The organism is Shewanella scandinavica, assembly GCF_031932065.1.
Taxonomy (GTDB): Bacteria; Pseudomonadota; Gammaproteobacteria; order Enterobacterales; family Shewanellaceae; genus Shewanella; species Shewanella baltica.
Genome location: NZ_JAUOES010000032.1, coordinates 28326 through 55064, shown reverse-complemented (window position 1 = coordinate 55064; position 26739 = coordinate 28326). Strand labels below are relative to the sequence as shown.

The window sequence follows — 26739 nt, the reverse complement described above, 5'->3', positions numbered from 1 at the left end:
AAACAAATAACAGGCTTATTTGACGTAGGAGATAGTTAAGAAATATGAATCTTAATAGGTACTGGTTCGGGGGCGTTGTAATCATTCCTTTTGCCTACATGATGCTTTTAAAGCCTTGGATTGATGGAAGGGGGGACTGGCAATATGTTCAAGCTGTATGGATGGATTGGCAGAGTCTAAATACTGGCGTTTTTGCTTTGATTGCAAGCTTCACTGCACTGTATGTGACTTCATACCGGCAGCGGCATGAGGATGAAAAGAATAAAAGGCTTGCAAAAGCATTGCTAGTAAACATTGCTGAAAATGTCTATGAGTTCTGCCTACTTAATGCCTCTATTTTGCTGAATGCACGAGAAAGTGGTGATGAAGATAAGGGGTATAGCACAGATAAATATGCATCGAAAGCATCTAGGGAATTACTCGAAGATTTAAGGTTCTCACTGACACATCTTGATGATAAAAATACAGATTTATTATCTGATTTAATTGGTCAAATTACGAACGCAACATTCAAAATAAACCAACTCTACCGTCCTAACAAGTATGCACAAAAATCTCTTGCGAAAACTTGGCCAGAGGATATTGATCACGCTTTTAAAGAGCTCGGTTATCTATTGATCATCGTAGATAAAATGTTTCAGTTTGTACGTGGTGAAATCGACATTTTAACGATGCCTATTCCTAATGAACACGAAAAAATAAGTGCCCTACGCGATCTTACAGACATGCATTCCGTTGCAGATGAGATGCTGAGAAGACGAGTTAAGAATGAAGAAATATCTAGTAAAATGAAACAGTATTTGGACGGAATAAAGGTACTAGAAGGGACAAAACCAAAATTTTGAGTTAACAGGCTAGTTCTAAGTTATTGTCGTTAGTTATGTGAATCATTAGTTTTAATTTATTAAATTTTATATTGAGAATTTAGATCTGGTTTTTTAAAGCTACAGATTATGCTGATGCTCGAAAGGCAAACCATGGTGATTGGCGAGACGACCGTCCGCCCCATGGACGGGGCGGTCGAGCATCCAAGGATGGACTGGCTGCGTGTCGTCGAGCCTGTACCATGGTTGGCCTCACTCCCACGGCAAATACATCAGTTCTATGAAAGGGTTGAGGCTATTTCAGATGGTTTTGTGGTAGTTGTGGCTGGCCTAACAGGGCAACGATGAGGATGAAGTCGTCTTCTTTTGTGAAGTAGGCGGTGTGTTTACCAATAGGAAAGTAGAAACCGTTGGGGTAAATATCGTTGCAGCTTCTGCCTAATCCGGGGTTATTGGCTAACATTTGCAAACCGGATATTAGGCTTTGTTTGTATTTGTGCCACTGCGACTCAGAAAAGTATTGAAGGGTGTAGTCTTTAATCTTTAGTAAGTGAGTCTGAGCTAACTTACTCAGTTTATAGCGTTTATTTTTCATGTAAGTTGCTACAGGGCGTTAAGAAAATCTTCACCATCAACAATATTACCTTTCGCTAAGTCTTCTTTAGCAGCGTTGAAGCAGTGTTTAAGGTAATCCGCTTTCATCGCCTCAAGTTGTTCGAAGTCGTGAATAGACATCACAACAACCGCATCTTTACTGTTTTTGCTGATCTTGATGGGTTCACGTTGAGCGTTTAGCAGTAACTCACCGAAATTTCGTTTGGCGTCATTGGCTGTTAATGTTTGCACGATTAAGTCCTCTTATTTGGAAATACAGTGGCAGTATAGTGTATTGTGCGAAACGCTCAAAACGATTAAATCGTGCGATATTTTCCGAAAACAAGCGCGTCATAAATTGTTGTCGCCAGTAAAAGGCACAGGCTACAAGATCAACCACGTTGTGCGGCATTCTGCGGGGAGCTCTCTAAGCCACCCACTATAAATTTTTCCTTCCCATACTCAACATTATGCAAGCCAATATAAAAATGGCCGAGGATAAGCTCGGCCATGATTTGTTTTATTAAGCGTTAAACGGGCAGGTTTAGTAGAATTTCTTCAGGTAGCTTGCCGCATATTTTTGCAGTTTTCGGTTTGAGCTTGTGGTCGCAATATTCTCAATCACGTCGCGGTAATCTGCGTTGCCTGAACTGGCTAGGGCTTTTGCCATGTTGGCATAGGTATCGATGGCGAGTTTGTCATCGGCCATTAAGCGTGGCGTTTTCAATTCGTTACTGAGTACGGCTAGGATAAAGTCATCGTACTGACGACCATCCATGATGCGTTTAGCCGCCAGGCGCATTAACTCTAAATCATCGCTGCGTAGGGCATTGGCAAAGGCATTATTTTGCTGACTTTGGTCGGCAGCATATTGGCTTTTATCCCCAAGAATGGTATTCCACTTTTTATATTGCGCTAGATTTTCATTGGCTTGAGATGCGTATTTTTTGAGTTTTTTGTGATAGTTGCCATTCACAATGCTGTTGATGGTTTCGCTGTACTTGTCGTTACCCGAGTAGGCTAAGCCTTTGACTAACCAAGCACTGTAGTCGATGGCATTTTTTTCAGTCGCTTGGGGTAAAGAGGCAAGCAGTTTAGCTTCGAGCACGTCGTAAATTGCAGGATCGGATAAGCCTGCAAGGCTTAACGATTCGATGGCTTGCTTCTGCTTAAATTCGTTGTCGCCCTTAAAGACTTCTTGGTAGGTTTCTACCGTGTATTCTTTGGCAAACAGTGGTGCGGTTAATAAACTGATGCTCAGCAGCATCCCTGCAAACAGTGGTTTCATTGCTATGTCCTTATGTGGGTTTTAGGTGTTATCTAGTCCAGCGTTTAAAAATCAGCGAGGTATTAATGCCGCCAAAGGCGAAATTATTACTCATCACATAATCTGTGTCGATTGGGCGCAGTTCGTTGCGGATATAGTCCAAATCGGCGCATTGTGGGTCGATACTTTCAAGATTGAGTGTCGGCGCAAACCAGCCCGCATTCATCATCTCAATACTCACCCAAGCTTCTAGTGCACCGCATGCGCCTAAGGTGTGGCCCGTGTAGCTTTTAAGGGATGAAATTGGCGTATCTGCGCCAAACACCGCGTGAGTCGCGTGACTCTCGGCGATATCACCACGGTCGGTGGCTGTGCCGTGGGCGTTCACATAACCTATGGCGCTAGGCTCAAGCTGCGCATCTTTGAGGGCTAATCTGATGGCTATTTCCATGGTCTGCGCATTCGGTTGGGTGACATGTTGACCGTCGGAATTTGTGCCAAAACCGACTAACTCAGCATAAATTTTTGCGCCACGCGCCTTGGCGTGTTCGAGCTCTTCGAGCACCAAGGTACAGGCGCCTTCGCCAATGACGAGGCCATCACGATCCGCATCAAAGGGGCGCGGCGTGAGTTCGGGCGTCGAGTTTTTAGTGCTGGTGGCAAACAGGGTATCGAACACGACGGCTTCGGTGGGACAGAGTTCTTCGCCGCCGCCCGCCAACATTAAGGTTTGCTGACCGTATTTGATGGCTTCATAGGCATAACCTATGCCTTGGCTACCCGAAGTGCACGCGCTGCTGGTGGTGTGAATTCGGCCCTTTAAGCCGAAGAATACGCCGACGTTCACCGCTGTGGTGTGCGCCATCATGCGGATATAACTCGTTGCGGTGATGCCCGACATATCGCCCGTTTTCAGCATATCGCCAAAGGCGGTAATAGGATCGGTACTGCCCGTGGATGAACCGTAGGCGATGCCCATTTCACCCGAGGACACGATAGGGTCATCCAGTAATCCCGCATCGAGTAAAGCCAGTTCACTGGCCCGGGTTGCCATAATGGAAACCTTGCCCATGGAACGAATTTTCTTGCGCGAATAATGGCTTGGCACTTCAAAGTCTGTAATTGGTGCGGCTAAACGGGTATTGAGTCCGTCGTATCTATCCCAGTCACTCATAGTGACGACGCAGTTTTTCTGCGCCTTAAGGTTCGCCGCAATGGTCGGCCAATCATGACCTAGGGCGGTAATCCCGCCAATGCCTGTGATGACCACTCGTTTACAGCGTGTTTGATTTGTCGCCTCGCTCATTTAGATCATACCTCCATTGACCGATATCACTTGGCGAGTGATATAGGCGGCATCGTCAGACATTAAAAATGCGGCTAAGGCTGCGATTTCATTGGGTTTACCCATACGGCGCATCGGCACTAATTGCTCGACCATGTCCTTAGGGATATTGGCCACCATGTCGGTTTCAATCAAGCCCGGGGCGATACAGTTGACGGTGATTTTGCGTTTTGCCAGTTCTAATGACAGTGCCTTAGTCGCGCCGATAATACCCGCTTTGGAGGCGCTGTAATTCACTTGGCCACGGTTGCCCGCGATCCCAGATACCGAGGCTAAAGTGATGATACGTCCACCTTTTCGGCCTTGTACCATAGGCATCACGCAGGGATGGATCACATTATAAAAACCGTCCAAGTTAGTGTGAATGACGCTGTCCCATTCGCTTTCTGTCATGGCGGGAAAGGCGGTATCGCGGTTGATACCGGCATTGAGGATCACGCCGTAATAGGCACCATTGGCCTCGATATCGGCTTCGATGGCGGCTTTAACGGCCGCGCGTTCAGCAACATCAAATTTCAGCAGGCTCACATTGACGTCAAGCGCGCGGATTTGCGCCGCAGTGTCATCGGCCGCCGTTTGGTTACTGTGGTAATGCAGGGCGATATCTAAGCCTGCAGCGGCAAGTTTTAGGGCGATGGCTTTGCCAATGCCGCGGCTCGAACCTGTGACTAATACTCTGTTATTCATCTGTTTTCTCCACCCCATTTTATCGTTATGCGTCGGTATGGGGCTGCATGTATTTATGGTAAAAAGCTGCTTGCTAATGCGCTTAATGTAACGTTTTTTATCGACAGGCTAATTCAGTTTGCTGCGATTGCATGGTCTCAGCATGCTCTCTGCATGGCCTCGATATTTGTGTCTAAGTTAGTGCCCAAGGCTTCTATTGGCTAGGTCTTGATTGCCAGCAAGGTAGGCTTGCGTGTCCTGAGGTTGGAACACGTTCACATTGGCTGTAGCCACTAAGATTTTTTCTTGATCGCTTCCGGCCTCGGGTAGCAGATAAATCTGGCAGTCAAATACTGCTAACCCCGACTCCTCTTGATAGAGGCGGCTGACTTGGGTGCGATAGGTGCGGCCGAGTTCATATTGCTTGGCATGGAGCGCTAATTTACGCGAGCCCAATAGAAAACCCACGCGGATTTTATCATTGCGCAGCTTTGCTTCTACTCCGGCCAGTGCAGCAATACTTTGGGCCATATATTCGATGCCGACATAATTGGGTACGGCTTGATGTTTATCATCAAAATAAGGGCTCTGGGTTGTGATAGTGACTTCGGTCTCTAGGTTATCACGGCGATAGCCAATGACTTTATCGAGCAAAATCATTGGTGCCCTATGGGGGATAAAGTCGGCAATATCTTGTTCGGCAAAGGGTTGGTTAATTTTAAGTAACTGCATGGTACTAGGCCTCGTTACGGCAAAAAATCAGGCTGGCATTGCTGCCGCCAAAGGCGAAGGAATTACTCATCACATAATTAAGTGTGCCTTTTGCGGCGACTTGATGGCGTTCGACTAAGGCAATGGACGGGTCCTGTGGATCGACTTGTCCGTCCCATTGATGGGGCGGCAGGGTTTGGCCGTGATTATGTGCCGAAAGCAATAAATAGCAGAAGGCGGCTTCGATTGCGCCAGCGGCACCTAAGGTATGGCCGACTAAGGGCTTTGTCGAGCTGCAGGGCGGGGTGTTGACGCCAAAGACTTTAACCACAGCGCGGCTTTCCATCGCATCATTTTTGGGTGTCGCTGTGCCGTGTAAGTTAATGTAACCAATATCTTGTGCCGCAATATTCGCATCTTGCAAAGCCGCTTGCATGGCGGTGATTGCGCCAGCGCCTTCGGGGTGTGGCGCCGAAATATGATGGGCATCGCTCGACTCGCCAATGCCAGCCAGCATCACATCGGACTCGCCCGCCGTCAGCACGAATAAGGCCGCGCCTTCGCCGATATTGATGCCATCACGGTTGATACTAAAGGGATTGCAGTGGCCTTTTGACACAGATTCCAAAGCATTAAAACCATTGACTGTCAGTTGGCACAAACTGTCGACACCGCCAACAATCACCATGTCGCAGAGGTTAGCGCTGAGTAAACGCTTGGCACTGGCAAAGACTTTTGCGCTGGAGGAACAGGCGGTTGAAATCGTATAGCAAGGGCCATCTAGCTCAAAATATTGGCGCAAAAAGTCGCTAGTGCTGCCGAGCTCCTGCTGGAAATAGTGGTAATCCGCCGGAAAGTGGCCGTGTTGATTGCGATAGCTCAGGGCCGCTTCACCTTTAGAAATCCCCGAGGTGCTCGTGCCTAGCACAACGCCAATGCGAGCATGGCCCAAATCCCGTTTCGCTTGTTCAATCGTGGCGGTAATTTGCTGCGCCGCGCATAGGAGTAACTGGTTATTGCGGCAATCGAACTGAATGAGCTTTGCAGGAATCGCCGGCAGCGCAGCCGTTACTGGCGCAACTAAGGTTGGGTGCTCGAACAGGAGTGTGTCACTGCGCTGCATCGCGCTGGTATCACCCGCGATCAGGCGGTCTAAAACCTGCTGGGGATCTTGCCCTAGCGGGGTACACAATCCAATCTGTGTAATGGCTACTCTGTTCATCATAGCGTATCGTTTTTTTACCATGGCACAGCGAAGTGCGGGTGTTAAAAGGTTAAATAGGTTCGATTTCTAGCTCAAACTTGGCCTGTGGCATAGTTAAGCTGATGTGGGCTTGCCATAGGGCGTCGCCGACATTTTGTTGATAACGGATTTGCACCACATGGGTTTGCAGGGCGCTTTTACTGATCAAGGTATCTTGGCTATAGATCTGGCGACAGGGGATTGTAATTACTCGGGTATCGACAAGCGTGTCGCTCTGATTTCCCCCAACCGTATCGCAAAGACCAGTCACTAAATGGCCACCTTCCAAATGGGCGCGAATACTCTGCTCAGGCCAATAGATCAGTTGCATCATCGCCATTAAATACTCGGCTTTAAAATTGTCGCCCAGCAGCACGCTTTGCTCACTGCTGAGTGTATTCCCATCATAAACCAAGGTAAACAAAGCCTGTCCGAGTGGCGCTAAACCCACGAGCGTTATGCGCTCGCCCTCTAACTCCAATTGAGTGAGCAGTTCGTGGGACTCTTTCCCCACTTTAATACTGACTTTTTGGCTAAAGGACTGGGGTGAAGATACGCCAGTATTGCTGTCGGTTTGCTGACTCGCCATGATGGCGGGCTTAGTTGTAGACTCAGTCGCGGGCTGTATCCTAGGCTGAGTCAACGGCTTATCGGTCGCGGGAGCAAAGTCATGGGGCAGTGGAGCCAAACAATAACGCATATCCTTAGTGAGCCCGACACAGGTCTGCCTGAACAGCAGTTCACTACAGCCCGTCAGCCCAAGGCTTGCGAGCAGCAGGGCGGTGATCACTAACCATTTAGCGTTAAGGTTTAGCGGCATGCGGTTAGACCTCTGCGAATGCTGGAGTGGCGGCTGGGTTTCTGCACAGTTCGACTATCATGTTCAGGCGGCGCTCCGAGTCTTTAACGAAGGGATTATTCGTATCCCAAGCATAGCCCGCCAGAATAGAACAAATCATCTGCTTGATACGCTCGTTCGGTTCTTCATAGAAGATCACGTCCTGAAAGCGGCCATCATACCAAGCTTGCACATAGGTACGAAAGGCATTCACGCCCTGCATCAAAGGCGTTGAGTAATCGGCTTGCCAGTCAACCGTTTCGCCATTGAGTTGTTTCGTCAGGCATTTTGCTGCCATAGACGCCGATTGCATGGCGATAGTCACACCGGAGGAAAACACAGGATCGAGGAACTCGCCCGCATTACCCAGTAGGGCGAACTTGTCGGTCGCAAGGCGTGACACATTGGCGGAATAACCTTTGAGCGTGGCGCATTCCTGCACCACTTTAGCGTTTGCCAGCAGGGCTTTTAGCCCTGGTTCTTCATTGACTATGCTCATCAATTGTTGCTCAAGCGAACCTTGTAAACGCTCAAGTAACTGCGGCTCAGCCACCACGCCGAGTGAACAGCGGCCATTGCTAAAGGGAATGAGCCAATACCAAATATCTTTATGTTCAGGGTGGACGCTGATCAAAATCTTATTACGATCGAAGCTAGCATCGCTGATGTTGTCTTCCACATGCGTAAAGATGGCGCTGCGCGGAGGCAGGCAAGATGGACTTTCTAAGTTGAGCAAGCGGGGTAATACGCGACCAAAACCGCTGGCGTCGAGCACATATTGGGCATTGATTTGATAAAGCTCGCCCTGTTCATTGCGCACCGTTAAGCGTGGGTTCTCGGTTAAATCGATCGCCTCGACCGTTTCGCCGTAGCGGATGTCGACCCCTTGGCTTTGGGCGGTATCGGCTAACAGTTTATCAAAACTGGCGCGCTGCACTTGAAACGTGGTGCCCGGCCCAGGAGTAAATTTATCGGTAAAATCGAAGGTGGTGTAAGTTCCATTGCGACGAAAGGCGGCGCCATTTTTATGTTGGAATCCAGCGGCATTGAGCGCATCTAACATGCCCGCTTCTTCGATAAACTGCATGCAGCAGGGCAGTAAACTTTCGCCGATGGAGAAGCGAGGAAAATGCTGTTTCTCTAACACAAGCACGCGCTTGCCTTGCTGGTGTAGCAGGCTGGCAGCGATGGCGCCCGAAGGCCCTGCGCCGATAATGGCCACATCGACATCAAGTGAATTTGGTATAGCTGATAAATCGTGAACCTGTGTAGACATGTAAAATACGTTCCTTGTAGTCATCAGGACTTTTTTGTCGTTAGAAGCTGATTGGTGGTTAAAGCCAGTGTTGTGGTCAAAATCAACGGCGAAAGTAAAAAGGTAAACCCTATGCCCAGCGACAGGGTTAAACCAAAGTAGTGAATCGCTTGGGTCTGGCTAAAGGCAAGTAAACCAAAGGCCAATAGGGTCGAGCAGGCGGACATAAACACCGCCATCATCACTGCCTTGCCGTGGTTCTGGGCTGAGGCAAAAAACAAGCTATAGTCTATCCCAATCCCGAAAACTAAAATGAGCGCGAGTGCATGGAACAGACTCAGTGGTGAGCCCGTTAAGCCTAAGGTTGCAAGCGTGAGCAAGGCCGCAAGGGCCGGCACGGCAACCACAACCGCCGCTTTTTTAAAGCCGAAATTCAGGCTAAACAACAAGAGTGCGATACCAAGTGCAAGGGCTAACAGCTTTAGGGTTAACAATCGGTAATGGCCCATGACGGCTGAAATGTCCGCCACCTTGTCGATAAGCTGCACGCTTTCATCATGGGCAAAACGCGCCTTAAGGGCATCGATTTGCTGAATGCCGCCAAGGAGGACTATGGCTCCATAATCGGCACCCTGATCCGCGCTCGCCCTACCATCATTTAGCGCGCCATTGCTGACTGGACTATTAGCCTCATTTGGCGCGAGCCACAGCGGCGCGAGTTGCTTGCCTGCCCCTAGCGTAAAGAATGCTGCTGGCGTGATGTACTCTGTTTTTGCGGCCAAATAGGCGGCTTGCAGTTCTGGCTTTAGATTTTCATCCAACCCAAGGCTTGTAAGCACTAGCTCTAGCTGAGTTTGATAAATTTTGCCCTGTAAGCGGTAAGCCGTGTCTTGTTTTTGATGACTAGGCAGATAACGGCTGAGGCTGACATAGTTGCCTAACTCTTGGTTTGTTATGGCGGCATCAAGCATGGGTGACACTCGCTCAAGCTGTTGCAGCAGCGCTTCTTCGCTCGGTGCGCGCACCAATAAGAATTGATTGTCTGTGCCGCCACTGAGTAACTGGCGTAGCTGGTTTTCTGGCTCAGTCACGCTCGCAGGGCTTTGTTGCAAATGGCGAATATCGTCATCGACGGTTAACTTTGTTACGCCAACCAGACACCAGACTAGTATCACCAAAGCAAACATGCCCATGCCTAACGGCGTGGTAAATCGTTTCGATAACTGAGTGAGACAGGCAAGGTAAGTCCCCGCGAGCGCTAACGGGCGGGAGCCTTCAGGCAAACGACTTCCTGCTAACAGTGGATAGGCGAGAATGAGGGTGAGATAGGCCCCGAGCAGCCCCGCGGCGCAGAAAATCGCGACTTGCTGCATACCGGGAAACGGCGCTAAACCTATACCGACGTAAGCCAAGGCGCTGGTGATAAAGGCGAGCGTCACCGTTGGGAAGATATACGCCACTGTGGCCTTTGCGCTCCGCTCGCTATCGCTTAAGCGCTCGCAGTAAAAATGAAAGCTGTAGTCGATGGCAATGCCTATCAAGCTAGTGCCAAACACTAAGGTGAGTAAATGCAGCTCGCCAAACACACTTAAGGTAAAAGTCACGGCCAGCAACAGCCCGCTGGAAATAGTCACGATTGCCAGCAGTAGCGGCATCACTGAGCGAAACGCCAACCAAACTAAGGCTATCACCCCAAGTAAGGATGCTAGGCCGAGGATCGATATTTCACTCTTAGCCGTTTGCGTTGCCGCAAGGGCATGAAACAGGGCGCCAGCTTTGAGCACGGTAATATCTGGGTAGCTTTGTTTAACGGCATCCAATCCTTGGGTTAATGCCGTCATCTGCGCTAATTGCGCATTGGGATTAAAAGCACTTTCTCGTCCCTTTGCCATGACGACCGCGGCAACATTATCGCCTTGATTCGCAAGCAGTATCCCTTGGCTGGCTCTGACTTTTGAACTCGGTGCGAGGGTGAGTAAATTGGCTGGGAATAACAGTAGCGGATCTTGGGCGAGCAAGTTGCTATTGGCGTAACTGAAGGCGTTGTAAAGCTGCGCTGTGGCCGCCTCAATCAGACTTCCAATATCTTGATTTGCTAATGCCTTCGCTTGTGGTTCTGTCAGTAATTTAAATCTGTGGGGGAAATAGAATTGTCCTAGCGCTTCGCCGAGCTGCATATCGGCGCTGCGGATATCCGTTAGCGCGCCTTGCTTACCCCTTGCCACAAGGTCAGCTTCAAGCTTTTGCATCAAAAGCTTAGCCGCAGCGATTGCCGTGGTTTCATCCTTGGCGACGAGCGCAATATAGACTTGGTCAGCGAGCGTGGCTTCTACTTGGTTAAGGGCGCGCTCTGTGAGTTTATCCTGCTGTAAATGCGGCAACATGGCGAGAATATCGCTCTGCACCCGTGCGCCGTTTTGCCAAAGTTGCAGCGTCCACAAGCTTGCTGACAGCATCAATAGCAACCAAACGACGAGGCGCCACTTAGGGGAAGATTGCATCAAAGCTTGATTGGCGCGCGCGGCGAAGTTGGAGGCCATGGCTAAGGTTTACTCGCCTCGAGTGCCAACGCATACTGCGCCAATTCGGTTTCGCTGAGTGTGCCTTGGGAAAGCGCACTAAAGTCGATACGGGTCATATCCTGTGGTGTCACATTCGGCGCGGCGCTCAGCAGCACTAAGGATTGCAACACATCGCTACCCTCTAATACCATATTGGCGATGGCTTTTTTCATTAAGGGATCTTTGGGCGTCAGGCCTAATTGCCATTGGCCGTCTTGGCTCAAGCTTTCTGGGCTTAACTTTTCTGTGTTTAACTTGTCTGTAATGAGAAAGTGCAGTTCGAAGTTTTCGCTTAAACCGGAAATATTCCCGCCCAGCATAGCGCGCACTAGGCTGGGTAATAAATCGCCCATAACGGCAGCGCTCGCCGAGGCATCGGCCTTGCTGATCTGCACTCGACCTTGGCTATCACGCTGAATCAGTTGCTTATCCTTTAAAATCAGTAGGGATTCGAAGGGTTTTATCTGTTGCCAGATCAGCCCTTGCTCTTTGTCGAAGATAAACTGACCTTGGCTTATTAACGGCTTTTTGAGCACCTTTAACTGCCGAGATTGCACAAAGTGACCTCGCACCGTTTCGCCCAAGTTAAGTTTTTGGCTTAAGGCCACAAGCTGCGCGGTATCTGCACTTTGGCTAAAGAGTGTTTGATAAGCGCCGGGCGCGGCTAAGGTTTCAGCCTTGAGTGGCAGGCTTATCAAAGCAAAAGCTAAGCAGAGAAATAATGCACACTTTGTCAGCGCAGAGCTCTTGGCGAGTACAGAGTTCATTAGTCTTCCACCTTAGCGAGCAGGGTAGCGATTTTGTCACGGAACACCTCTGGGGTAACAAAGCACAATTCTTGGGTGCTCATATCGACCGCCGCCTGAATGGTATAACCCTTAGTGATGCGCGCACCGGTTTCGACATCGCGAATTTGATAATTGATCTTTAAGCGGTTTTCCCACTCAACTAACTCGGCGCGCACTGTGATTTTTTGCTCGAAGGTGCTGGCTTTGACGTATTTAATCTGCAAATCGATAATCGGCCAAGCATAGTTAGATGCTTGCATTTGGCGGTAGTTGTAGCCCAACTCATCGAGCAGTTTACAGCGGGCTATTTCGAAATAGCGCAGGTAATTGCCATGCCAAGTGATCCCCATAGAATCCACATCGTGGAAGGGAATTTGCATTTCCATATCGATAGTGAGCAATGATTTCATCGGCACACTTCCCATTCGCCCGCTTGGATTTTAGCTATGGTTTGGCGCAGCACGGCTTCGAGCGGCCTATCTTCAATTAAGGTTTCAAAATCGGCGCGCACTTGAGCGAGGGTTTTCGCCAATGAGGGTGTGAGCGAGGCTTCGCTCAGTTCATTCTGTGCGATACGCAGGCCAATACCTTGGGTCATGGCAAGTAATGCAGCCGCTGCGACTTGTTCGGTCAATTGCAGCACGCGCATACAGTCGCGGGCGGCGATAGTGCCCATGCTGACTTTGTCTTGATTGTGGCATTCGGTTGAGCGTGAGAACACGCTGGCGGGCATAGTGTGTTTGAGCGCTTCTGCCGTCCAAGCCGACACGCCAATTTGCACCGCTTTAAAACCATGATTAATCGCGCGGCGCGGACCGGTTGAGCCGGATAAGTTGGCAGGTAAGCCATTGTTAAACTTAGGGTCCATCACTAGCGCCATTTGGCGATCGATAAGATCGGCTAAGTTGGCCACAGTATTTTTCAGTGAATCCATCGCAAAGGCGATATGACCGCCGTAGAAATGACCACCGTGGAGAATATGCTCGCCTTCGCCGTCGACAATCGGGTTGTCGTTGGCGCTGTTGACTTCGGTTTCGATAAACTGACGCATAAACGGCAGAGCATCCTGCAACACGCCGATAATGTGCGGTGCGCAGCGGATGGAATATCTGTCCTGCAGACGATCAGAATTACGTGGATGTTCGTGGTGATTCAAATCTTCACGGATCCAAGTGGCGATTTGGTTTTGCCCTGGATGCGGTTTGGCGGTAAATAAGATTTCATCAAAATGGTTCGAGTTGCCTTTTAGGGTTAACGAAGCCATAGCGGTAATGCGGCTACTTAAGCGAGCAAGATATTGCGCGCGATCGAAGGCTAAACAGGCCAAGGCCGTCATCACAGCCGTGCCGTTCATCAAGGCTAGGCCTTCTTTTGGACGCAGAACATGTGGGATGATGTTGAGCTTAGCGTACACATCTTGAGTCGCTTGGCGCTCACCTTGGTAAATCACTTCGCGCTCACCGACTAATACAGCGGCTAAATACGACAGCGGCGTTAAATCACCACTGGCGCCGACCGAACCTTCCTCTGGGATCACTGGCACTATGTTAAGATTCAGCAAGGTTTCGATGCGCTTTAATAGCTCATAGGTCACGCCAGATTTGCCAATGGCTAAGGAGTTTAAACGGCAAGCCATCACAGCGCGTGCCTGCATTATGCTTAAGGTCTCGCCTAAACCGCAGCCGTGGAAGCGGGTTAAATGCAGTGGTAACTCGTGGACCAGATCTAAGCTCACATTGACTGTGCAAGAGTCGCCATAACCTGTGGTTACGCCATAGACCACGCCTTCTTCGTGCAGCAGGCTATCGATAAAGCGCGCACCTTTTTGGATATATTCTTGATAATCCGCATCGTCACAGAGCTTGACTGGCGCGCCCTTGGCGACGGCAACCACTTGTTCTAATGTGAGATATTGACGGCCGAACTCAACAGTCTGTAGGTCTGATTGACTCTCGGAGTCGGCTGCTTTGGTGTGGCTCATGAATGCTGTGTCCTGTCTGTCTTGTGATCCTGCTCTGGGATCGGCGATGATGCTGAAGTTGTCGGTAACGGATTAGGCGGTACTAAATGCGATGGGGTGCGTTGTAGCTCGCTGTCTTTGCGCCAAAAATCGAAGAAGTTAAACCATTGCAAAGGCTCGCGTCTGGCAAAGTATTCTAAACGTTCGCTGTAGCGGTTCACGGCCTGCTGTAATCTGTCCATTCTGCCCGCTCTTGGGCCTTTCAGCGTTTCGGCGAAGCGTTCTAAATGCACCCGATAACGCCCTTGTTCCCGCAGGCAAAACATTAAAAATACGGGACAATCGAGTAAGCCCGCCAAAATAAACGGCCCCTGTGGAAACGCGGCATCTTGGCCCATAAAGGGCGCATACATGACGCGGCCTTGGGTATTGGATGAGGTTCTATCGCCCGCGATCACCACCAGTTCACCGTCTTCTATCTTTTGCTGCAACAGCATAGACGTTGCAGGATTCAGCTCGGTCACTTGAATAAGATTGAGCGTGCTATCTGGGTTTAACTGTTTGAGCACCTTATTGAAGTTTTCCGCATGGCTAGTTAGCACCATGACGTTCACTTTGACTTTGCGCTGGTGGATTGAAATGGCGCGGCAAAGTTCTAAATTACCCAGGTGCGACACTAATAACACCGCGCCTTTGCCGCTTTCGAGCTGGTCGGCCAGCACTTGGCGGTCGGGGAAATCCACTTGGCTCAATTGGATGCGATCGCACCAGGCATCGATTCTATCGAGTGCGGCATTGCCAAAGGCTAAAAAGTGATTCAGGCTATCGCGCCAGCCTACAGGCTGATTGAGCTTAGGGTGTTGCGGCTCAAGTTTTTGCACGCGGCGCAAAAAATCTAACGAGGCTTCACGGGTGACTTTACCTGTGAGGAAAAAATAGCAAATCACCGGATACATAATGGCGCGGCACAACCAATGGCCGCCAAAGCGATAGCTCTCGGCTAACAGTTTGATGCCCCAGTAACTGCCGCGCTCCTTCATGCCAGACCAATGGGTAGCTGAAGTTGATGATGTTGCTGAAATCGATTGTGTTGCTGACGAGCAATGGGAAGTTTGCACGGCTTGTTGCTGCGATTTACGCTGTGATTTACGCTTCAATAGCCAAGGCAGGCGTTTGAGCATGCCGAAAAATAACTTAGTGTGCAGCTTAGTGATGCGCACATTATCGGCCACACCTTGAAAGTGACTGACGCCGCCTTCGGGATAAATCACCTTAGTCGGCTGGAATAGAATCTCTACCCCTTGCCAGTAGAGTTTAACCAGGATTTCGATATCAAAATCCATTCGTTCCGTTAAGGCTTGCTGGCACAGTAATCGCTCGGTGGCGGCCAGCGGATAAACGCGAAAGCCACACATAGAATCTTGAATATCAAAGCTTAAGGTTTCGACCCATACCCAAAAATGGGTTAGATAACGGCCATAGAGCCTGCCCTTAGGCACGGATTCATCGTACTCAGGCTTACCCGAAATCAGCGCATCGGGTTTAGCTTGTGCCCTTGCTAACATAGCCGGAATATCAGCGAGATTATGTTGACCATCGGCATCGACCTGCAGCGCATGACTAAAGCCATCGCGGTAGGCACGGCGCAGCCCTGTCATCACGGCGGCGCCTTTACCACGGTTGTAGGGATGCAGCAGCAGCGTCACCCAAGGATAGGTTTGGGCTAAGGATTGCAGCAGATAACGGGTTTCATCATTGCTGCCATCATCAATTAAATAACAGGGCAGATTAAATTGGGCGAGTTCGGCCAAGGTCTGGGCAATCGCGGCGCTGTGATTGTAATTGGGGATCACTAAGGCGAGCTTGATGGGCGCCGACTCAACGAGGTCGCTGGGAGGCGTTAGCACTGACTTGCCTCATCGCCATTGTTGGTAGCAGATTTGCTGTTAACGGGCGTGCTATCAAAGGCGATACGGCCTGAAGCGTAACGGTTTTCACCATCGCAATAGGCGAAGGTGAGTTTTCCCTTAGCGGCATTATTGCTAATGCTTAAGGTGACTTCTTGGCCAGGCAGTATGAGTTGCTGAAACTTAAGCACTTCTAAGTTAGCGACCGCCTCTGAATAACCGAAATGTTGGCAGCCTAAACGCACCGCCCAATCTAATTGAGTCACGCCCGGCAACACGGCTTGTTCGGGGAAATGGCCGTTAAAATACTCAAGGTCGGCCGCCACTAACAGACGTAATTCAATGTTATCAATGCCGATATCGGAATGCAGGATCGGCGGTAAACTCGATTTAATCATGATCAAATAACTCGACTAACTGGGCAGTGACACGCTTACCCTGAGTGTTAAGCGGTAAAATATCCGGATAACGCCAGCGGCGTGGCAGCGTGACGCGCTCAAATTGGGTCAGTAAATGTGCTTTTAGGGCATTGTTAATACTGAGTTTACCCTGTTCTTGCAGCACGTTTTTACCGAGTTCAGACAAGGTCACCACTGCGCCAAGTTGGGATTTAAACTGTGGTAGCACTACCAGAGCGGCTTGCTCAACGTAGGCGTGGCTGCACATGAGGGTTTCCATTTGCGCCAGTGACAGGCGTTTCTCTTCAATCTTAACGATGCGATCGAGTCGGCCCTTGAGTCTAAATTGACCATTTTCGGTTGGTTCTATTTTATCTTCGCAGCGCAGCCATTCATCGTCGGCCAAATAGGGCGATTTTAGCAGCAGGGCGCCGTCGGTCGGATCTTGATCTATTGAGATGCGGTCAAACACTTGCCAAGGTTCATCGGCCTCATGCTGACGGCGATAGGCGATGCCGCCGGTTTCGGTGCTACCAAAAATTTCGATGGGCAGGTGACCATAGCACTGGTTGACGCCTTTGGCCGCGACAAAACTTAATGGGCCGCCAGAGCTAAATACTAAGCTCGGTGAGCGCAGTTGCCGCTCGTGCTCTAGCGCTTTAGGCAGGCGCGATAACTGGGCTGGGCTACTGATCAAGCACAGGTTTGGCAGCAAGGCAGTGTAATAACTTAGGGTTTCTGGATATTCAATTTGTTCGCTTAAAAACGGTCGACTGGCGGCGAGCGGCCACAAAATCTTGAATAACAGACCGTAAATATGCTGGTGGGAAACCGTGGATACCACGCTGCAATGGGGCAAATGCTCGGCAAAAGTATGTTCGAGCACAGACACTTCGACATCTAACTGTTCGAGTGTTTTACGGATCGCCTTAGGTTCGCCGCTGCTTCCTGAGGTAAAGAGCACTAACTCACCGATAGCCTCGCTTGCGGGCCAAGGTTTGTTGGGCAGGCTCAGTTCTTTTTTCAGCAGCACAAAAGCTTGGCATTCGCACAAAGGCTTGTCTGACAATATGCCATCAAACTGGTGCGTTAACTCGCTCAAGGTGCCGGTTTGGGTGTTGGGAGGCAGGATAATTTCTTTGCCCGCTAACAGCGCGGCACATAATCCGACGGCAAACAGATCGCTGGTATCACTTGCGAGCAGCCATTTTTTCTCGGGCGCGGCGAGCAGTTGCTCGTAAAAATACGCCACCTGATTGGTAAATAATGCACCTGTGACTATGTCGTGGTGATTAAAGCTGATCAGTTGTTGGGCAAATGGCCCTTGGGTTAACCAGTTTTTGAGTAGCTGTGTCATGTTTTCTTCAACCAAAAGCTGCGATATAACCATTCCCCACCGAGGAGCAGTCCCATGAGTACGTATGCAATCAAACCGTTATACAAGGTCCAGGTTGCTAAACTAGTAAAGCCAGCGGTATAAGCCGCCATTGAGCCATTTAAGATAAATAAGCCGCACCAAAGTAGGGTGACTTTTTTAAGATACGGAATGGCTTCATCCGGTAAATCGGGTTCTTTCAAGCGGGCTAAACGCTCTATCATGCATGGGCCAGTGTGCAGTGAATAACTGAACAGAGCCAGCATAGTCAGATTTATTACCACTGGGTAATACAAAAGCCAGTCGCTGCGCTTGGCAAGATAACTGCCTGCCGTAAGCGCAATACCTACCAACAGGGGCAATACTAACGTCTTAACCTTTTGCTTTTGTAGCATTAACCGCACAATCAGCAATACACACAGCACGAGCGCTATGGTGCCAGTAGGCAAATAATTCAGCCCGAAATACACGGCAACCGGATAGGCCAGCAATGTGAGGGCGGTTAAGACTTGTAGCAAGGCGCGCATTAGTCTTTAACTAAACCTTCGATGGCATTCACAACATCGTTGACTGTGCGAACTGATTTAAATTCATCGGGTTGGATCTTTTTACCCGTCAGTTGCTGCAGCTTGATCACTAAGTCGACGGCATCAATACTGTCGAGATCGAGCTCTTCATACAGGTTGGCCTCAGGCGTAATCGCCTCGGCCTCAATTTCGAATTCGTCCACTAAAATAGTGGTCAGCATAGCGAGGATTTGTTCACGATTTTGCATATTCCTCTCCTATGGACGCTGTGATTCGATAAAGCTAGCTAAGCTGGCAACACTGTGGAAATGGGCCTTAGTGGCATCCGAATTAGCTTCGATTTTGACATCAAATTTTTTCTTGATGGCTAAGCCGAGTTCGAGGGCGTCGATAGAATCTAAGCCTAGACCTTCGCCAAAGAGCGGCGCATCGGTTTCAATATCATCAATACTGACGTCTTCAAGATCGAGACAGTCGATGATTAACTGCTTTATTTCATTGTTTAAGTTCATAATTATTTTCGAGTTGTTGTTTATAGTAGTGTTCAAGATCCCGCGTCAGCTGCCGGGCCATTTTTGCATGCTCACCTAAAGCCGCTTGGTACTTCTGGTAAGAAACTGTTGCGCCGATTTCAACGGCCATCCCCATGGTTTGCCTTGGGATCTCATACCAAGGTTGCTCCTTTGTCAAACCACGGACATTGGTACGCAGCACCACAGGTAAAATATCTGCTTCGGCCCTTAAGGCAATGTTGGCGGCGCCGCGGGCAAAGTCGTTAATGGTCGCGCCGACAACCGTGCGTGTGCCCTCGGGGAAGATAATTAAATTGGTGCCCCTCGCGAGCACTTCGCGGCAATCCTCTAGCATAAGTTCGGCGCCGCGATTGGGAATATAACCCGCGCAGGACACGACACCACGCAAAAACGGATTACGCCATAAACCTTGTTTGACTATGCAGCCCGCATTGGGCATGAGGCTTATCAACACGACCACATCCACTAAACTGGGATGATTGGCGATAACGATAACGCCTCTGGCGTCATGCAGTTGTTGTGCTCTGTGGGTACTAACGTGGATCACGCCCGCCCAAGTGAGCATGGCGACAAAGCCTTTGAACATCAGATGCACTGCCTTTTGGACTCGAATAATCCGCGCCTCGGGTGTACCAGGCCAAAAACGTAGCAAAGGTAAAATGGTCAAGGAGCTTAATAAGCCGCCTAAGCCAAAGGCGATATAACAACTCACGCCGCCTAACCAACGTGACACATAATTCAGCCCAGCGCGGCGAATCTCCGGCGGGCTATAAGCGGCATTGTGCATTGAATCTTCATAACCCTTGGTGGCGTCATGGCTGTGGGCAGTATTAAACATGCTCAAGCTTCCAATGCCATTGGGATAAGTAGCCTGAAATATTTTGCGCTGTCGCGAGTGCGTGGAGCAAGGCGCCATAGGTCAAAGGATTTAATGCGCTTGACTCTGAGATGCGGCTCACTGTGAGCTTGACCGAAGCGGGCGCATCGAAGGGCGCGAGCTGTAGACCTAGGGCCAAAGGCAATTCAAATTCTTGGGTAAACTCGTCGTACACAGGTGGCACAGGATCATCACCGAAGACTAGCAGCAAGGGCTCTGGCGACTGGTGTAACTGGGCGAAGGCTTCAACCATAGCTTGTGACAGGGTTTCGGTACCTGCCGCAACTGAGGTCGATGGCGCGGTATTGGCCGCCACTATGCCAAAAATGCCGCTGGCGGTGTTGTGCACCGACTGACTAAACCCTAATGGCGATAAGGGCTGTTTGGCGATAATGTCTTCGAGCAGTCCTATGGTGCGCTGCAACTCTCCGTGGCGCGAGGCAAAAATAGAGCGGCAGTTCGCCGGCATATCGCACTGAAAACTCACTTCTAACATCATCTTAGTTAAGCGACTAAAACGGCGGCGTTGCATGGCGGGAATGTGTTTAAGTGCGGGAGCGGTCGTATCAGACTGTGGTGTGTCGAGATTTAATTCAGCCGAATTTTTGCACCAAGTTTGCCAACTTTGCGGGTGCTGATATTGAGGGGCCCAAGCGCCCCAAGAGAGAATGCTGAATGTTAGTTGCACTACTTTGCCTCGACACTAAATTTAAGCTGTCTTAGTTATCCCTAACTAAGTTAGAACATTGATGGATTGTCATACCATAGTGAGGTTTAAACGCGTTTGATGAATGACGCTGGAATGACCTCTACAGCGGGGTCATTCTACACTATGCCCCGCGTTTTTATGAAGCCATTTGCATTGTATGGGTTAATGCAATGGGATCAAGTGCTGCGATTTTCGGCAGTTAGATCGAATTTGTGTAACAAATATCGCAATGGCATTCTCATTCGACAGGCTTTTTTATCCTAGCGATTTACGGTCAAAATGAAAAAGGCGCACCGAGCGCCTTTTGTCTTCACCACGGCAAGGTTTTACTGCGCCAGTTGGTTCTCGAGTTTGCGTAGGGCTACTTTTAGCTTGCGGGTATTTTCTGGCCCCATACGGATCAGCAGTTTTTGCGCGCTGGGTAGTGCCTCTAAGTGAGGGTCAACAAATTGATAGTTAACGCTAATAGAGCTCAGCTCAATCGGATCTTCAATGATAGGCGCCGCGAGCAGTATTTTAATCGCTTGCAGCATTCTGTCGTTGAATTTGGCATTGCTGTAGCCGAGTTCGCTAAAGGCTTCCTCTAGCATAGGCGTCATTTGCTTATAGGTGGCCATTAACGTCTGTTCGTCCATTTTGGCAATCGAATCAACATAGGCATCGTATCGATGGAAACCTTCTGGATTTAAATACACTTTGTTGGTGATTTCAGAAACCGAGAATAGCTTTTCAGGCCCTTTGAGTGGGCTCACTTTGCGGGTTAATTCACCTTGAGCTAAGTTGTCGACAAACACCACAAATTGGCGTGCGAGATCTTGCTGTACTAGTGAGGAACTCAGCACATTGTTATTGATAATGGCGAGGGCTTTTCGTTGCACAAATGCATCACTTTCAGCCAGCGCGGGTACAGGTTCAACCACCACTTCTGGCTCAGTTACCGCAGGGGTTTCTGGGCTGTTATTGTCCGTTTCAGGGGCCACGGGGGTCGTCTCTGTGGTCTCTGGTTCTGGCGCACTTTCGAGCGTCATAGGCTCAGAGGGCGGTGTTTCAGGCAATACAATTGGCGCGTTAGGGATGAGTTTAGGTGAATCTGAGTCACCGCTGTAGTAATAATATCCTCCGACAGAAAGCAGCACGACGAGCACGATCGCAAAAAGCGCAAAGCGATTACTGCTAGAAGAAGTCTCTTGAGGTGTTATTCTATCATCTTGATTAACTTGCATTTTACATCCTTCGCTTGAGTGTCAAGGTAACGTGGTGAATACATGCAGCTAACATTAAAAGTGCAAGAGCGGACGATTGGGATGCCGCTGGTTCATTTTGCAAGTTTCCATGCGCTTGTCTATAGCGCTTAGCTGAACATAAACAATTTATTTTGAGTATCGAGGCAGATGTCACTCCTCGGCCTTTCCCCTTTACAGCCTAAGCCTGCACATAGTGCTGCTTGTGCCCCAGCCAACGTAAGATAATCGCATCGACTTTTTCGGGGGCCTGCGCCATCACGTGATTTGCCAGTTTTTGAATATGCGGGATCAAAGCTTGATCGCGCACTAAGTCGGCAATTTTCAGTTCGGCCAGTCCCGTTTGCTTAGTGCCAAGCACTTCACCCGGGCCACGAATTTCTAAATCTTTCTGCGCTATGATGAAACCGTCATTACTTTGTCTGAGTACACTCAGTCTTTGAGTGGCGGTATGGCTCAATGGCGCCTTGTAGAGTAACACACAATGACTTGCGATGGCGCCTCGGCCGACTCGTCCGCGTAGTTGGTGTAATTGCGCTAAGCCTAAACGTTCAGGGTTTTCAATGATCATCAGGCTGGAATTAGGCACGTCTACGCCGACTTCAATCACTGTCGTTGCCACAAGAAGATGAATGATGCCCGCCTTAAAATCGGCCATGATTTGTTGTTTCTCAGCGCTCTTTAATCTGCCATGCACGAGACCGATATTGAGCTCGGGTAGGGCGAGGCGCAGTTCTTCGGCCGTGTCTTCGGCGGCTTGGCATTCGAGCACTTCGGATTCTTCAATCAGAGTACACACCCAATAGGCCTGACGTTTATCTGTGATGACGGCGTTACGCACCCGTTCAAGCACTTCGTTGCGGCGTGAATCGGCAATCGCCACTGTGGTTACTGGAGTTCGTCCCGGCGGCAATTCATCGATAATAGAAGTGTCGAGATCCGCATAGGCTGTCATCGCTAGCGTGCGCGGGATCGGCGTTGCCGTCATGATCAATTGATGCGGATGGAAACCTTGGCTCACGCCCTTTTCCCGCAGACCTAAGCGTTGGTGTACGCCGAATCTGTGCTGCTCATCTATGATAATTAACGCGAGTTTATTAAAGACCACATGCTGCTGAAAGATGGCATGGGTGCCAATCACCATTTGGGCTGCGCCGGATTCAATATCCGCAAGGGATTGCGCTCTTGCCTTGCCTTTAAGTTTACCCGCTAGCCAACCGACTTTAAGCCCGAGTGGTTCAAACCAAGCGGCAAAGTTAGTTGCATGCTGTTCGGCCAATAGCTCTGTTGGCGCCATCATGGCAACTTGATAACCGTTTTCAATCGCTTGCAGCGCAGCCATCGCCGCGACTAAGGTTTTACCCGAGCCCACATCCCCTTGCACTAAGCGCATCATAGGGTGCGGCTTTTCTAAATCTTTGCCTATATCGGCCACCACTCTTTGCTGGGCGCCTGTGGGCTTAAAGGGCAAAGCGGCAAGGAAGGGATTGAGCAACTGCCCCGTGGCCTGCATGGTCACTGCTGCATCTAAATTACTGCGCTGCCTTAGGCGTAGCATGCTGAGATTATGGGCGAGCAACTCTTCCTGCACCAGTCGCTGCTGGGCTGGGTGTTGGCCTAACTCTAAATCGAACTGAGAGATCCCCGCAGGAGGTCGATGTAGCGTCTGCAGCGCTTGTTTAAGGCTGATGTTATTCGGTTGCAACTGCGGTGGTAGCAGCTCAGTTAAACCGCCATTTTCCAGTAATGCCAAAGCTTGCTCGGTCAGCTTTAGCCAACTCGCCTGTTTTAAGCCCTCAGTTGTGGGATAAATCGGCGTTAGGGTATCGCTCAGGTGAACATCTTCACCGGGATAGACGACTTTGTATTCTGGATGCACTATCTCGGCTTGGTGACCACCACGGCGCACTTCACCGTAGGCTCGGATCATTAAACCATTTTGCATGGCATTACGCTGGGCGACGGAAAAGTTAAAGAAGCGCAGGCTCAAGCTACCCGTATCGTCCCGCACATTGCAGACCAGCATACGCTTGCGGCCTTGGATGATTTGCGTCGATTGGATTTCAGCTTCTATGGTGCCGTAACTGCCGGGCATAAGGGCGGCAATCGGATAGATTTGGGTTCTGTCTTCGTAGCGCAGGGGTAAGTGAAACAGCAGATCTTGTACTGTTGTGATGCCGAGCTTTGCGAGTTTCTCCGCGACCTTTTTGGCGACGCCTTTGAGGTCGGTGATCGGAACAAGATCCAATTGCTGCAAGTCGTTAGCACTCAATCACTGTGAATTTATACATATATTAACAGAGAATAAGCGTAAGGCAATCTCAAGCAGAATGAGGGACTTATTTGCTAGCCTAACTAACGTCAGTTTGCGGCCCTTAGGTTTTAGCTAAGGGGCGCAAAAATTGTCGATATGAACGAAAGAGCGGTTAACCGTTAATCTGATTACAACCAGCCCTTTTGTTTGGCGATGCGTGCTGCATCGATTCGGTTGCTAGCATTGAGTTTGGCTATGGCTTCGGAGAGGTAGTTGCGCACTGTGCCTTCGGCGATAAAGAGGGTTTCGGCGATGTCGGCGGTGGATTTGCCTTCACTGGCGAGGCGAAGGGCTCGGCGTTCTTTATCGTTGAGTGGGTCGACGTCACCAATTGCCATCATGGCCAGTTCAGGATCAATTATCCGTTTACCCGCCATCACTTGTTGAATCGCGTTGACTAAGGTTTCCGAGGGGGCATCTTTAAGCAGAAACCCGCCGACACCGGCTTCGATGGCGCGTTTGATATAGCCCGCGCGGCCGAAGGTAGTAATGACCACAACTTTAGTTTGGCTATGTTGCTCCTTTACCCAAGTTGCCAGCTCAAGGCCTGTGCGCCCGGGCATTTCGATATCTGTTAGCAAGAGATCAAAATTTTGCTGTTTGAGTAGGCCTAGGGCCTCGTCGCCGTCACTCGCTTGGGTGATATTAAAGCCTCCCGCAAGCGTGAGGAGTGCGGCGAGCGCGCCTCGCACCATGGCTTGGTCTTCCGCCAATAAAATCTTCATTAATCTGTTGCTCCCTGCAAAGGTAAACTGACGGTAAATGCATATCCCTGTTCGAGATTATAGCTCAAGCTGCCACCTAAGCTGTCGAGACGTTCGCGTATCCCCGTGAGGCCATTGCCTTCGGCGATAGGTTTACTTGGACCGTTATCTTTGACCTCAACGACTAGCTTATCTGGTTGCTGAATAAAGTCGATAATACATTGGCTTGCGCCGCTATGGCGTAAAATATTATTCACCAGTTCAGTGACAATTAATCCCAGCTGGCTCTCCATTCTGGCGGGCAGTTTAGGGATATTGCCTGTCAGCTCGACACTGACTCCTTTTTCCCTCAATAGTTTACACAGTTGTGTCACGCTATCCGCGAGTCCTTTATGTTTGTAATCCGATACAGTATGGCGAATTTGGCTGAGGCTCTCGCGGGCGATTTGACCGAGTTCATTAAGCTGGATAGTGGCTAGTTGGTATTCTTGTTTTTCCAGCAGTTTTTCGGCCAGTTCCGCCTTAAGCGCAATCGAAGATAAGCTGTGGCCCATAATGTCGTGTAGATCGCGCGCGATACGCTCACGCTCAAGCATAGTGGCCAAGGTGGTAATTTCTTGGGCACTTTGCTGTTCTTTTAATTTATGCCGATAACGTCTGCGTTCGGCGACACCAAACATACCCACGCCGAGCACTAACCCCGAGCCGTAAAGCGGAAAGTAGTAACTGTTAAAGTGGTAAATCTCATTGAGGGCAAACAGTAGTCCGATGATGGCAGCAAGCGCCAATAGACAGGTCCTTAGAGGGTAAAAAAAGCCAATGAAAAAAGCCGCAAAGGTGAATAGTGAGATAGATCCTGGGTTGATTGGGGTGATCGCTATTGCTATCGCCACCATAATCAGAATGGGCCGATAGGCGCTACGGTTATTGCACTTATAGGTCCAAAAATAGCTGGCAATAAAAGGGATTAACACAGCAAAACTGAGGGCGATTTTCCAGCTTGGATAGGGATTTATGGCTAGAGGGATAAGATAAAACACTAAGTTTATCAAATACACCCAAGCAAGTTTTCGTTCGAGCTGAAGGGGAGTGCTCATCATGATGCCTCTGTGAAACTGTGTTGATTGTTCATAGTTGCCCCTTGAATGCTAAAGGAGGCATCTGCCTTGATTTATTCTGTTTAGGGGTTGGCGCTGGGGTCAGCGCCATCAGTCCCTGTTAACAATGGGATCTAGTTTGCACTTAATTGCTGATTTTGTTGAAGCAAAAATTTTGCCCAACCGTAATCTGCTTGCACTTTGATCGCCTGTTGCCAATCTTCAATCGCGCCTTGGGTATCGCCTAATTCCTGTTTAGCGAGTCCGCGCCAGGTATAAGCTTCGGCTTCGCCCCAACAAATGTCGTCGCAAGGTTGGGCGAATCTTTCTATGGCGGTAGTGGCGAGCGTCTTAGCATTTTGCATGCTGCCGCCAAACATAGCTGGGGTGTTATAGGCGGCGATGGCTTTCACCAATGCGACCCGCGGATTGTGAGGTGCTAATTGTTCGGCGTTGGCAATGGCATTGGCTGATTTCATCCCGAGCGTTGCGCCTTTGCTATTGTCTAAAGCGATTTGCATGCCATAAACCGACGATAACAGCGCTAGGGATTCGGCGTCAGCTTGGCTGGTTTCTAAGGCTTCCAGAGCCGTTTGCGCATTGGTCAGAGCACTACTGGCGAGGGCTTTTTGCCCCATGACATTGGCGCTGATGGCTAAGCGATAGTTCGCATAGGCTTTGTCGTAATCTTGGGTGCTGGCACTCAGTTGTTGCAGCTGCGCTAGGTTCATCGAGTTTGAGGCTGCATCTATGTTAGTGATGTTAGCGTTAGAGGGCGACGCTGCAAACGCGTGGCTGCTGATAAGCGCTAAGCTTGAGACGAGTAGAAATGTTTTCATGGTATTTCCTTATTGAGTGAGTTTCCCAGTGCTTGGGTACGGACTCATTATCAGAAATTCGTTAGGAGAAATGCAGACACAAAGGTCATGGCTTTCGCATGACAAATGTCATTAGTTGAAGGGTGTTAAACTTGTCTTTTTTAAAAAGTGCGAAACTCAGATAGCA

Annotated in this window: 27 protein-coding genes; 1 reads left to right on the top strand and 26 read right to left on the bottom strand. The window is 49.6% G+C overall.

Going from position 1 to position 26739, the window contains the following annotated elements; all coding sequences use genetic code 11:
• Positions 1-44 precede the first annotated feature (44 nt).
• The gene (locus Q4Q50_RS20060) at positions 45-845 is read left to right on the top strand and encodes a hypothetical protein (RefSeq protein ID WP_311900831.1); all 801 of its coding nucleotides are present in this window, start codon (positions 45-47) and stop codon (positions 843-845) included.
• Between the two features lie 274 nt (positions 846-1119).
• Here the strand turns inward: Q4Q50_RS20060 and Q4Q50_RS20055 are convergent, their stop codons facing one another.
• From Q4Q50_RS20055 to Q4Q50_RS19930, 26 genes are all read right to left on the bottom strand, one after another.
• Positions 1120-1419 (bottom strand): type II toxin-antitoxin system RelE/ParE family toxin, encoded by a 300-nt coding sequence (locus Q4Q50_RS20055; RefSeq protein WP_311900830.1) that lies wholly within the window; start codon positions 1417-1419, stop codon positions 1120-1122.
• An 8-nt stretch (positions 1420-1427) separates the two neighbouring features.
• Positions 1428-1670 (bottom strand): type II toxin-antitoxin system Phd/YefM family antitoxin, encoded by a 243-nt coding sequence (locus Q4Q50_RS20050; RefSeq protein ID WP_011787680.1) that lies wholly within the window; start codon positions 1668-1670, stop codon positions 1428-1430.
• Positions 1671-1962: 292 nt separating this feature from the next.
• Positions 1963-2706 carry a hypothetical protein gene (locus Q4Q50_RS20045; RefSeq protein ID WP_311900828.1) on the bottom strand — a complete coding sequence of 248 codons (744 nt, stop codon included), beginning with the start codon at positions 2704-2706 and terminating at the stop codon, positions 1963-1965.
• Positions 2707-2734: 28 nt separating this feature from the next.
• Positions 2735-3991, bottom strand: a complete 1257-nt coding sequence (locus Q4Q50_RS20040; RefSeq protein ID WP_311900826.1) for a beta-ketoacyl-ACP synthase — start codon at positions 3989-3991, stop codon at positions 2735-2737.
• Positions 3992-4717 (bottom strand): 3-ketoacyl-ACP reductase FabG2, encoded by a 726-nt coding sequence (locus Q4Q50_RS20035; RefSeq protein ID WP_311900825.1) that lies wholly within the window; start codon positions 4715-4717, stop codon positions 3992-3994.
• Positions 4718-4894: 177 nt separating this feature from the next.
• Complete coding sequence (locus tag Q4Q50_RS20030) at positions 4895-5428, bottom strand: hotdog family protein (protein WP_012196546.1); 534 nt, start codon at positions 5426-5428, stop codon at positions 4895-4897.
• A 4-nt stretch (positions 5429-5432) separates the two neighbouring features.
• Complete coding sequence (locus Q4Q50_RS20025) at positions 5433-6632, bottom strand: beta-ketoacyl-[acyl-carrier-protein] synthase family protein (protein ID WP_311900823.1); 1200 nt, start codon at positions 6630-6632, stop codon at positions 5433-5435.
• Between the two features lie 49 nt (positions 6633-6681).
• Complete coding sequence (locus Q4Q50_RS20020; protein WP_311900822.1) at positions 6682-7470, bottom strand: DUF3261 domain-containing protein; 789 nt, start codon at positions 7468-7470, stop codon at positions 6682-6684.
• 4 nt (positions 7471-7474) lie between these two features.
• Positions 7475-8764 (bottom strand): NAD(P)/FAD-dependent oxidoreductase, encoded by a 1290-nt coding sequence (locus Q4Q50_RS20015; protein ID WP_012586551.1) that lies wholly within the window; start codon positions 8762-8764, stop codon positions 7475-7477.
• Positions 8765-8787: 23 nt separating this feature from the next.
• On the bottom strand, positions 8788-11283 hold the full coding sequence (locus tag Q4Q50_RS20010; protein WP_311900821.1) for an MMPL family transporter: 2496 nt from the start codon (positions 11281-11283) through the stop codon (positions 8788-8790).
• Positions 11284-11285: 2 nt separating this feature from the next.
• On the bottom strand, positions 11286-12071 hold the full coding sequence (locus Q4Q50_RS20005; RefSeq protein WP_311900820.1) for an outer membrane lipoprotein carrier protein LolA: 786 nt from the start codon (positions 12069-12071) through the stop codon (positions 11286-11288).
• Positions 12071-12502: an acyl-CoA thioesterase gene (locus Q4Q50_RS20000; RefSeq protein ID WP_006086613.1), complete on the bottom strand. Its 432-nt coding sequence runs from the start codon at positions 12500-12502 to the stop codon at positions 12071-12073. Before Q4Q50_RS20000 ends, Q4Q50_RS20005 begins: the two co-directional genes overlap by 1 nt.
• Complete coding sequence (locus tag Q4Q50_RS19995; protein WP_311900819.1) at positions 12499-14073, bottom strand: HAL/PAL/TAL family ammonia-lyase; 1575 nt, start codon at positions 14071-14073, stop codon at positions 12499-12501. The genes Q4Q50_RS20000 and Q4Q50_RS19995 overlap by 4 nt, the downstream gene beginning before the upstream one ends.
• On the bottom strand, positions 14070-15959 hold the full coding sequence (locus tag Q4Q50_RS19990; protein WP_311900817.1) for a glycosyltransferase family 2 protein: 1890 nt from the start codon (positions 15957-15959) through the stop codon (positions 14070-14072). Before Q4Q50_RS19990 ends, Q4Q50_RS19995 begins: the two co-directional genes overlap by 4 nt.
• Positions 15953-16357, bottom strand: coding sequence for an ApeI family dehydratase (locus tag Q4Q50_RS19985; protein ID WP_311900816.1), 405 nt, complete (start codon positions 16355-16357; stop codon positions 15953-15955). The genes Q4Q50_RS19990 and Q4Q50_RS19985 overlap by 7 nt, the downstream gene beginning before the upstream one ends.
• Positions 16350-17714 carry an AMP-binding protein gene (locus Q4Q50_RS19980; protein WP_126490999.1) on the bottom strand — a complete coding sequence of 455 codons (1365 nt, stop codon included), beginning with the start codon at positions 17712-17714 and terminating at the stop codon, positions 16350-16352. The genes Q4Q50_RS19985 and Q4Q50_RS19980 overlap by 8 nt, the downstream gene beginning before the upstream one ends.
• Positions 17711-18259, bottom strand: a complete 549-nt coding sequence (locus Q4Q50_RS19975) for a COG4648 family protein (RefSeq protein ID WP_311900814.1) — start codon at positions 18257-18259, stop codon at positions 17711-17713. Before Q4Q50_RS19975 ends, Q4Q50_RS19980 begins: the two co-directional genes overlap by 4 nt.
• A complete protein-coding gene (locus Q4Q50_RS19970; RefSeq protein ID WP_006079822.1) occupies positions 18259-18507 on the bottom strand; it encodes an acyl carrier protein in 249 nt (82 codons plus the stop codon). Before Q4Q50_RS19970 ends, Q4Q50_RS19975 begins: the two co-directional genes overlap by 1 nt.
• Positions 18508-18516: 9 nt before the next feature.
• Positions 18517-18771: a phosphopantetheine-binding protein gene (locus Q4Q50_RS19965; protein ID WP_006079824.1), complete on the bottom strand. Its 255-nt coding sequence runs from the start codon at positions 18769-18771 to the stop codon at positions 18517-18519.
• Positions 18755-19630 (bottom strand): lysophospholipid acyltransferase family protein, encoded by an 876-nt coding sequence (locus Q4Q50_RS19960; RefSeq protein ID WP_311900813.1) that lies wholly within the window; start codon positions 19628-19630, stop codon positions 18755-18757. Before Q4Q50_RS19960 ends, Q4Q50_RS19965 begins: the two co-directional genes overlap by 17 nt.
• A complete protein-coding gene (locus Q4Q50_RS19955; protein WP_311900812.1) occupies positions 19623-20357 on the bottom strand; it encodes a beta-ketoacyl synthase chain length factor in 735 nt (244 codons plus the stop codon). Before Q4Q50_RS19955 ends, Q4Q50_RS19960 begins: the two co-directional genes overlap by 8 nt.
• Before the next feature lie 347 nt (positions 20358-20704).
• Positions 20705-21601 (bottom strand): DUF3014 domain-containing protein, encoded by an 897-nt coding sequence (locus Q4Q50_RS19950; protein WP_311900811.1) that lies wholly within the window; start codon positions 21599-21601, stop codon positions 20705-20707.
• 199 nt (positions 21602-21800) lie between these two features.
• The gene (gene recG, locus Q4Q50_RS19945) at positions 21801-23876 is read right to left on the bottom strand and encodes an ATP-dependent DNA helicase RecG (RefSeq protein ID WP_311900809.1); all 2076 of its coding nucleotides are present in this window, start codon (positions 23874-23876) and stop codon (positions 21801-21803) included.
• Between the two features lie 185 nt (positions 23877-24061).
• A complete protein-coding gene (locus tag Q4Q50_RS19940) occupies positions 24062-24658 on the bottom strand; it encodes a response regulator transcription factor (protein WP_311900808.1) in 597 nt (198 codons plus the stop codon).
• Positions 24658-25737: a sensor histidine kinase gene (locus Q4Q50_RS19935; RefSeq protein ID WP_311900807.1), complete on the bottom strand. Its 1080-nt coding sequence runs from the start codon at positions 25735-25737 to the stop codon at positions 24658-24660. Before Q4Q50_RS19935 ends, Q4Q50_RS19940 begins: the two co-directional genes overlap by 1 nt.
• 131 nt (positions 25738-25868) lie before the next feature.
• Positions 25869-26573, bottom strand: coding sequence for a tetratricopeptide repeat protein (locus tag Q4Q50_RS19930; protein WP_261271683.1), 705 nt, complete (start codon positions 26571-26573; stop codon positions 25869-25871).
• Positions 26574-26739: the final 166 nt, after the last annotated feature.

What these genes read in the sequence shown, in the direction of transcription:
- Q4Q50_RS19985 (WP_311900816.1), bottom strand. Translation starts at nt 16,357, where the DNA reads ATGATTAAATCGAGTTTACCGCCGATCCTGCATTCCGATATCGGCATT.
- Q4Q50_RS19965 (WP_006079824.1), bottom strand. Translation starts at nt 18,771, where the DNA reads ATGAACTTAAACAATGAAATAAAGCAGTTAATCATCGACTGTCTCGAT.
- Q4Q50_RS20025 (WP_311900823.1), bottom strand. Translation starts at nt 6,632, where the DNA reads ATGATGAACAGAGTAGCCATTACACAGATTGGATTGTGTACCCCGCTA.
- Q4Q50_RS19960 (WP_311900813.1), bottom strand. Translation starts at nt 19,630, where the DNA reads ATGTTTAATACTGCCCACAGCCATGACGCCACCAAGGGTTATGAAGAT.
- Q4Q50_RS20000 (WP_006086613.1), bottom strand. Translation starts at nt 12,502, where the DNA reads ATGAAATCATTGCTCACTATCGATATGGAAATGCAAATTCCCTTCCAC.
- Q4Q50_RS20060 (WP_311900831.1), top strand. Translation starts at nt 45, where the DNA reads ATGAATCTTAATAGGTACTGGTTCGGGGGCGTTGTAATCATTCCTTTT.
- Q4Q50_RS19970 (WP_006079822.1), bottom strand. Translation starts at nt 18,507, where the DNA reads ATGCAAAATCGTGAACAAATCCTCGCTATGCTGACCACTATTTTAGTG.
- Q4Q50_RS20020 (WP_311900822.1), bottom strand. Translation starts at nt 7,470, where the DNA reads ATGCCGCTAAACCTTAACGCTAAATGGTTAGTGATCACCGCCCTGCTG.
- Q4Q50_RS19930 (WP_261271683.1), bottom strand. Translation starts at nt 26,573, where the DNA reads ATGAAAACATTTCTACTCGTCTCAAGCTTAGCGCTTATCAGCAGCCAC.
- Q4Q50_RS19975 (WP_311900814.1), bottom strand. Translation starts at nt 18,259, where the DNA reads ATGCGCGCCTTGCTACAAGTCTTAACCGCCCTCACATTGCTGGCCTAT.
- Q4Q50_RS20055 (WP_311900830.1), bottom strand. Translation starts at nt 1,419, where the DNA reads ATGAAAAATAAACGCTATAAACTGAGTAAGTTAGCTCAGACTCACTTA.
- Q4Q50_RS20035 (WP_311900825.1), bottom strand. Translation starts at nt 4,717, where the DNA reads ATGAATAACAGAGTATTAGTCACAGGTTCGAGCCGCGGCATTGGCAAA.
- Q4Q50_RS19935 (WP_311900807.1), bottom strand. Translation starts at nt 25,737, where the DNA reads ATGATGAGCACTCCCCTTCAGCTCGAACGAAAACTTGCTTGGGTGTAT.
- Q4Q50_RS19950 (WP_311900811.1), bottom strand. Translation starts at nt 21,601, where the DNA reads ATGCAAGTTAATCAAGATGATAGAATAACACCTCAAGAGACTTCTTCT.
- Q4Q50_RS19940 (WP_311900808.1), bottom strand. Translation starts at nt 24,658, where the DNA reads ATGAAGATTTTATTGGCGGAAGACCAAGCCATGGTGCGAGGCGCGCTC.
- Q4Q50_RS20015 (WP_012586551.1), bottom strand. Translation starts at nt 8,764, where the DNA reads ATGTCTACACAGGTTCACGATTTATCAGCTATACCAAATTCACTTGAT.
- Q4Q50_RS20010 (WP_311900821.1), bottom strand. Translation starts at nt 11,283, where the DNA reads ATGGCCTCCAACTTCGCCGCGCGCGCCAATCAAGCTTTGATGCAATCT.
- Q4Q50_RS19980 (WP_126490999.1), bottom strand. Translation starts at nt 17,714, where the DNA reads ATGACACAGCTACTCAAAAACTGGTTAACCCAAGGGCCATTTGCCCAA.
- Q4Q50_RS20045 (WP_311900828.1), bottom strand. Translation starts at nt 2,706, where the DNA reads ATGAAACCACTGTTTGCAGGGATGCTGCTGAGCATCAGTTTATTAACC.
- Q4Q50_RS19995 (WP_311900819.1), bottom strand. Translation starts at nt 14,073, where the DNA reads ATGAGCCACACCAAAGCAGCCGACTCCGAGAGTCAATCAGACCTACAG.
- Q4Q50_RS20005 (WP_311900820.1), bottom strand. Translation starts at nt 12,071, where the DNA reads ATGAACTCTGTACTCGCCAAGAGCTCTGCGCTGACAAAGTGTGCATTA.
- Q4Q50_RS20030 (WP_012196546.1), bottom strand. Translation starts at nt 5,428, where the DNA reads ATGCAGTTACTTAAAATTAACCAACCCTTTGCCGAACAAGATATTGCC.
- Q4Q50_RS20040 (WP_311900826.1), bottom strand. Translation starts at nt 3,991, where the DNA reads ATGAGCGAGGCGACAAATCAAACACGCTGTAAACGAGTGGTCATCACA.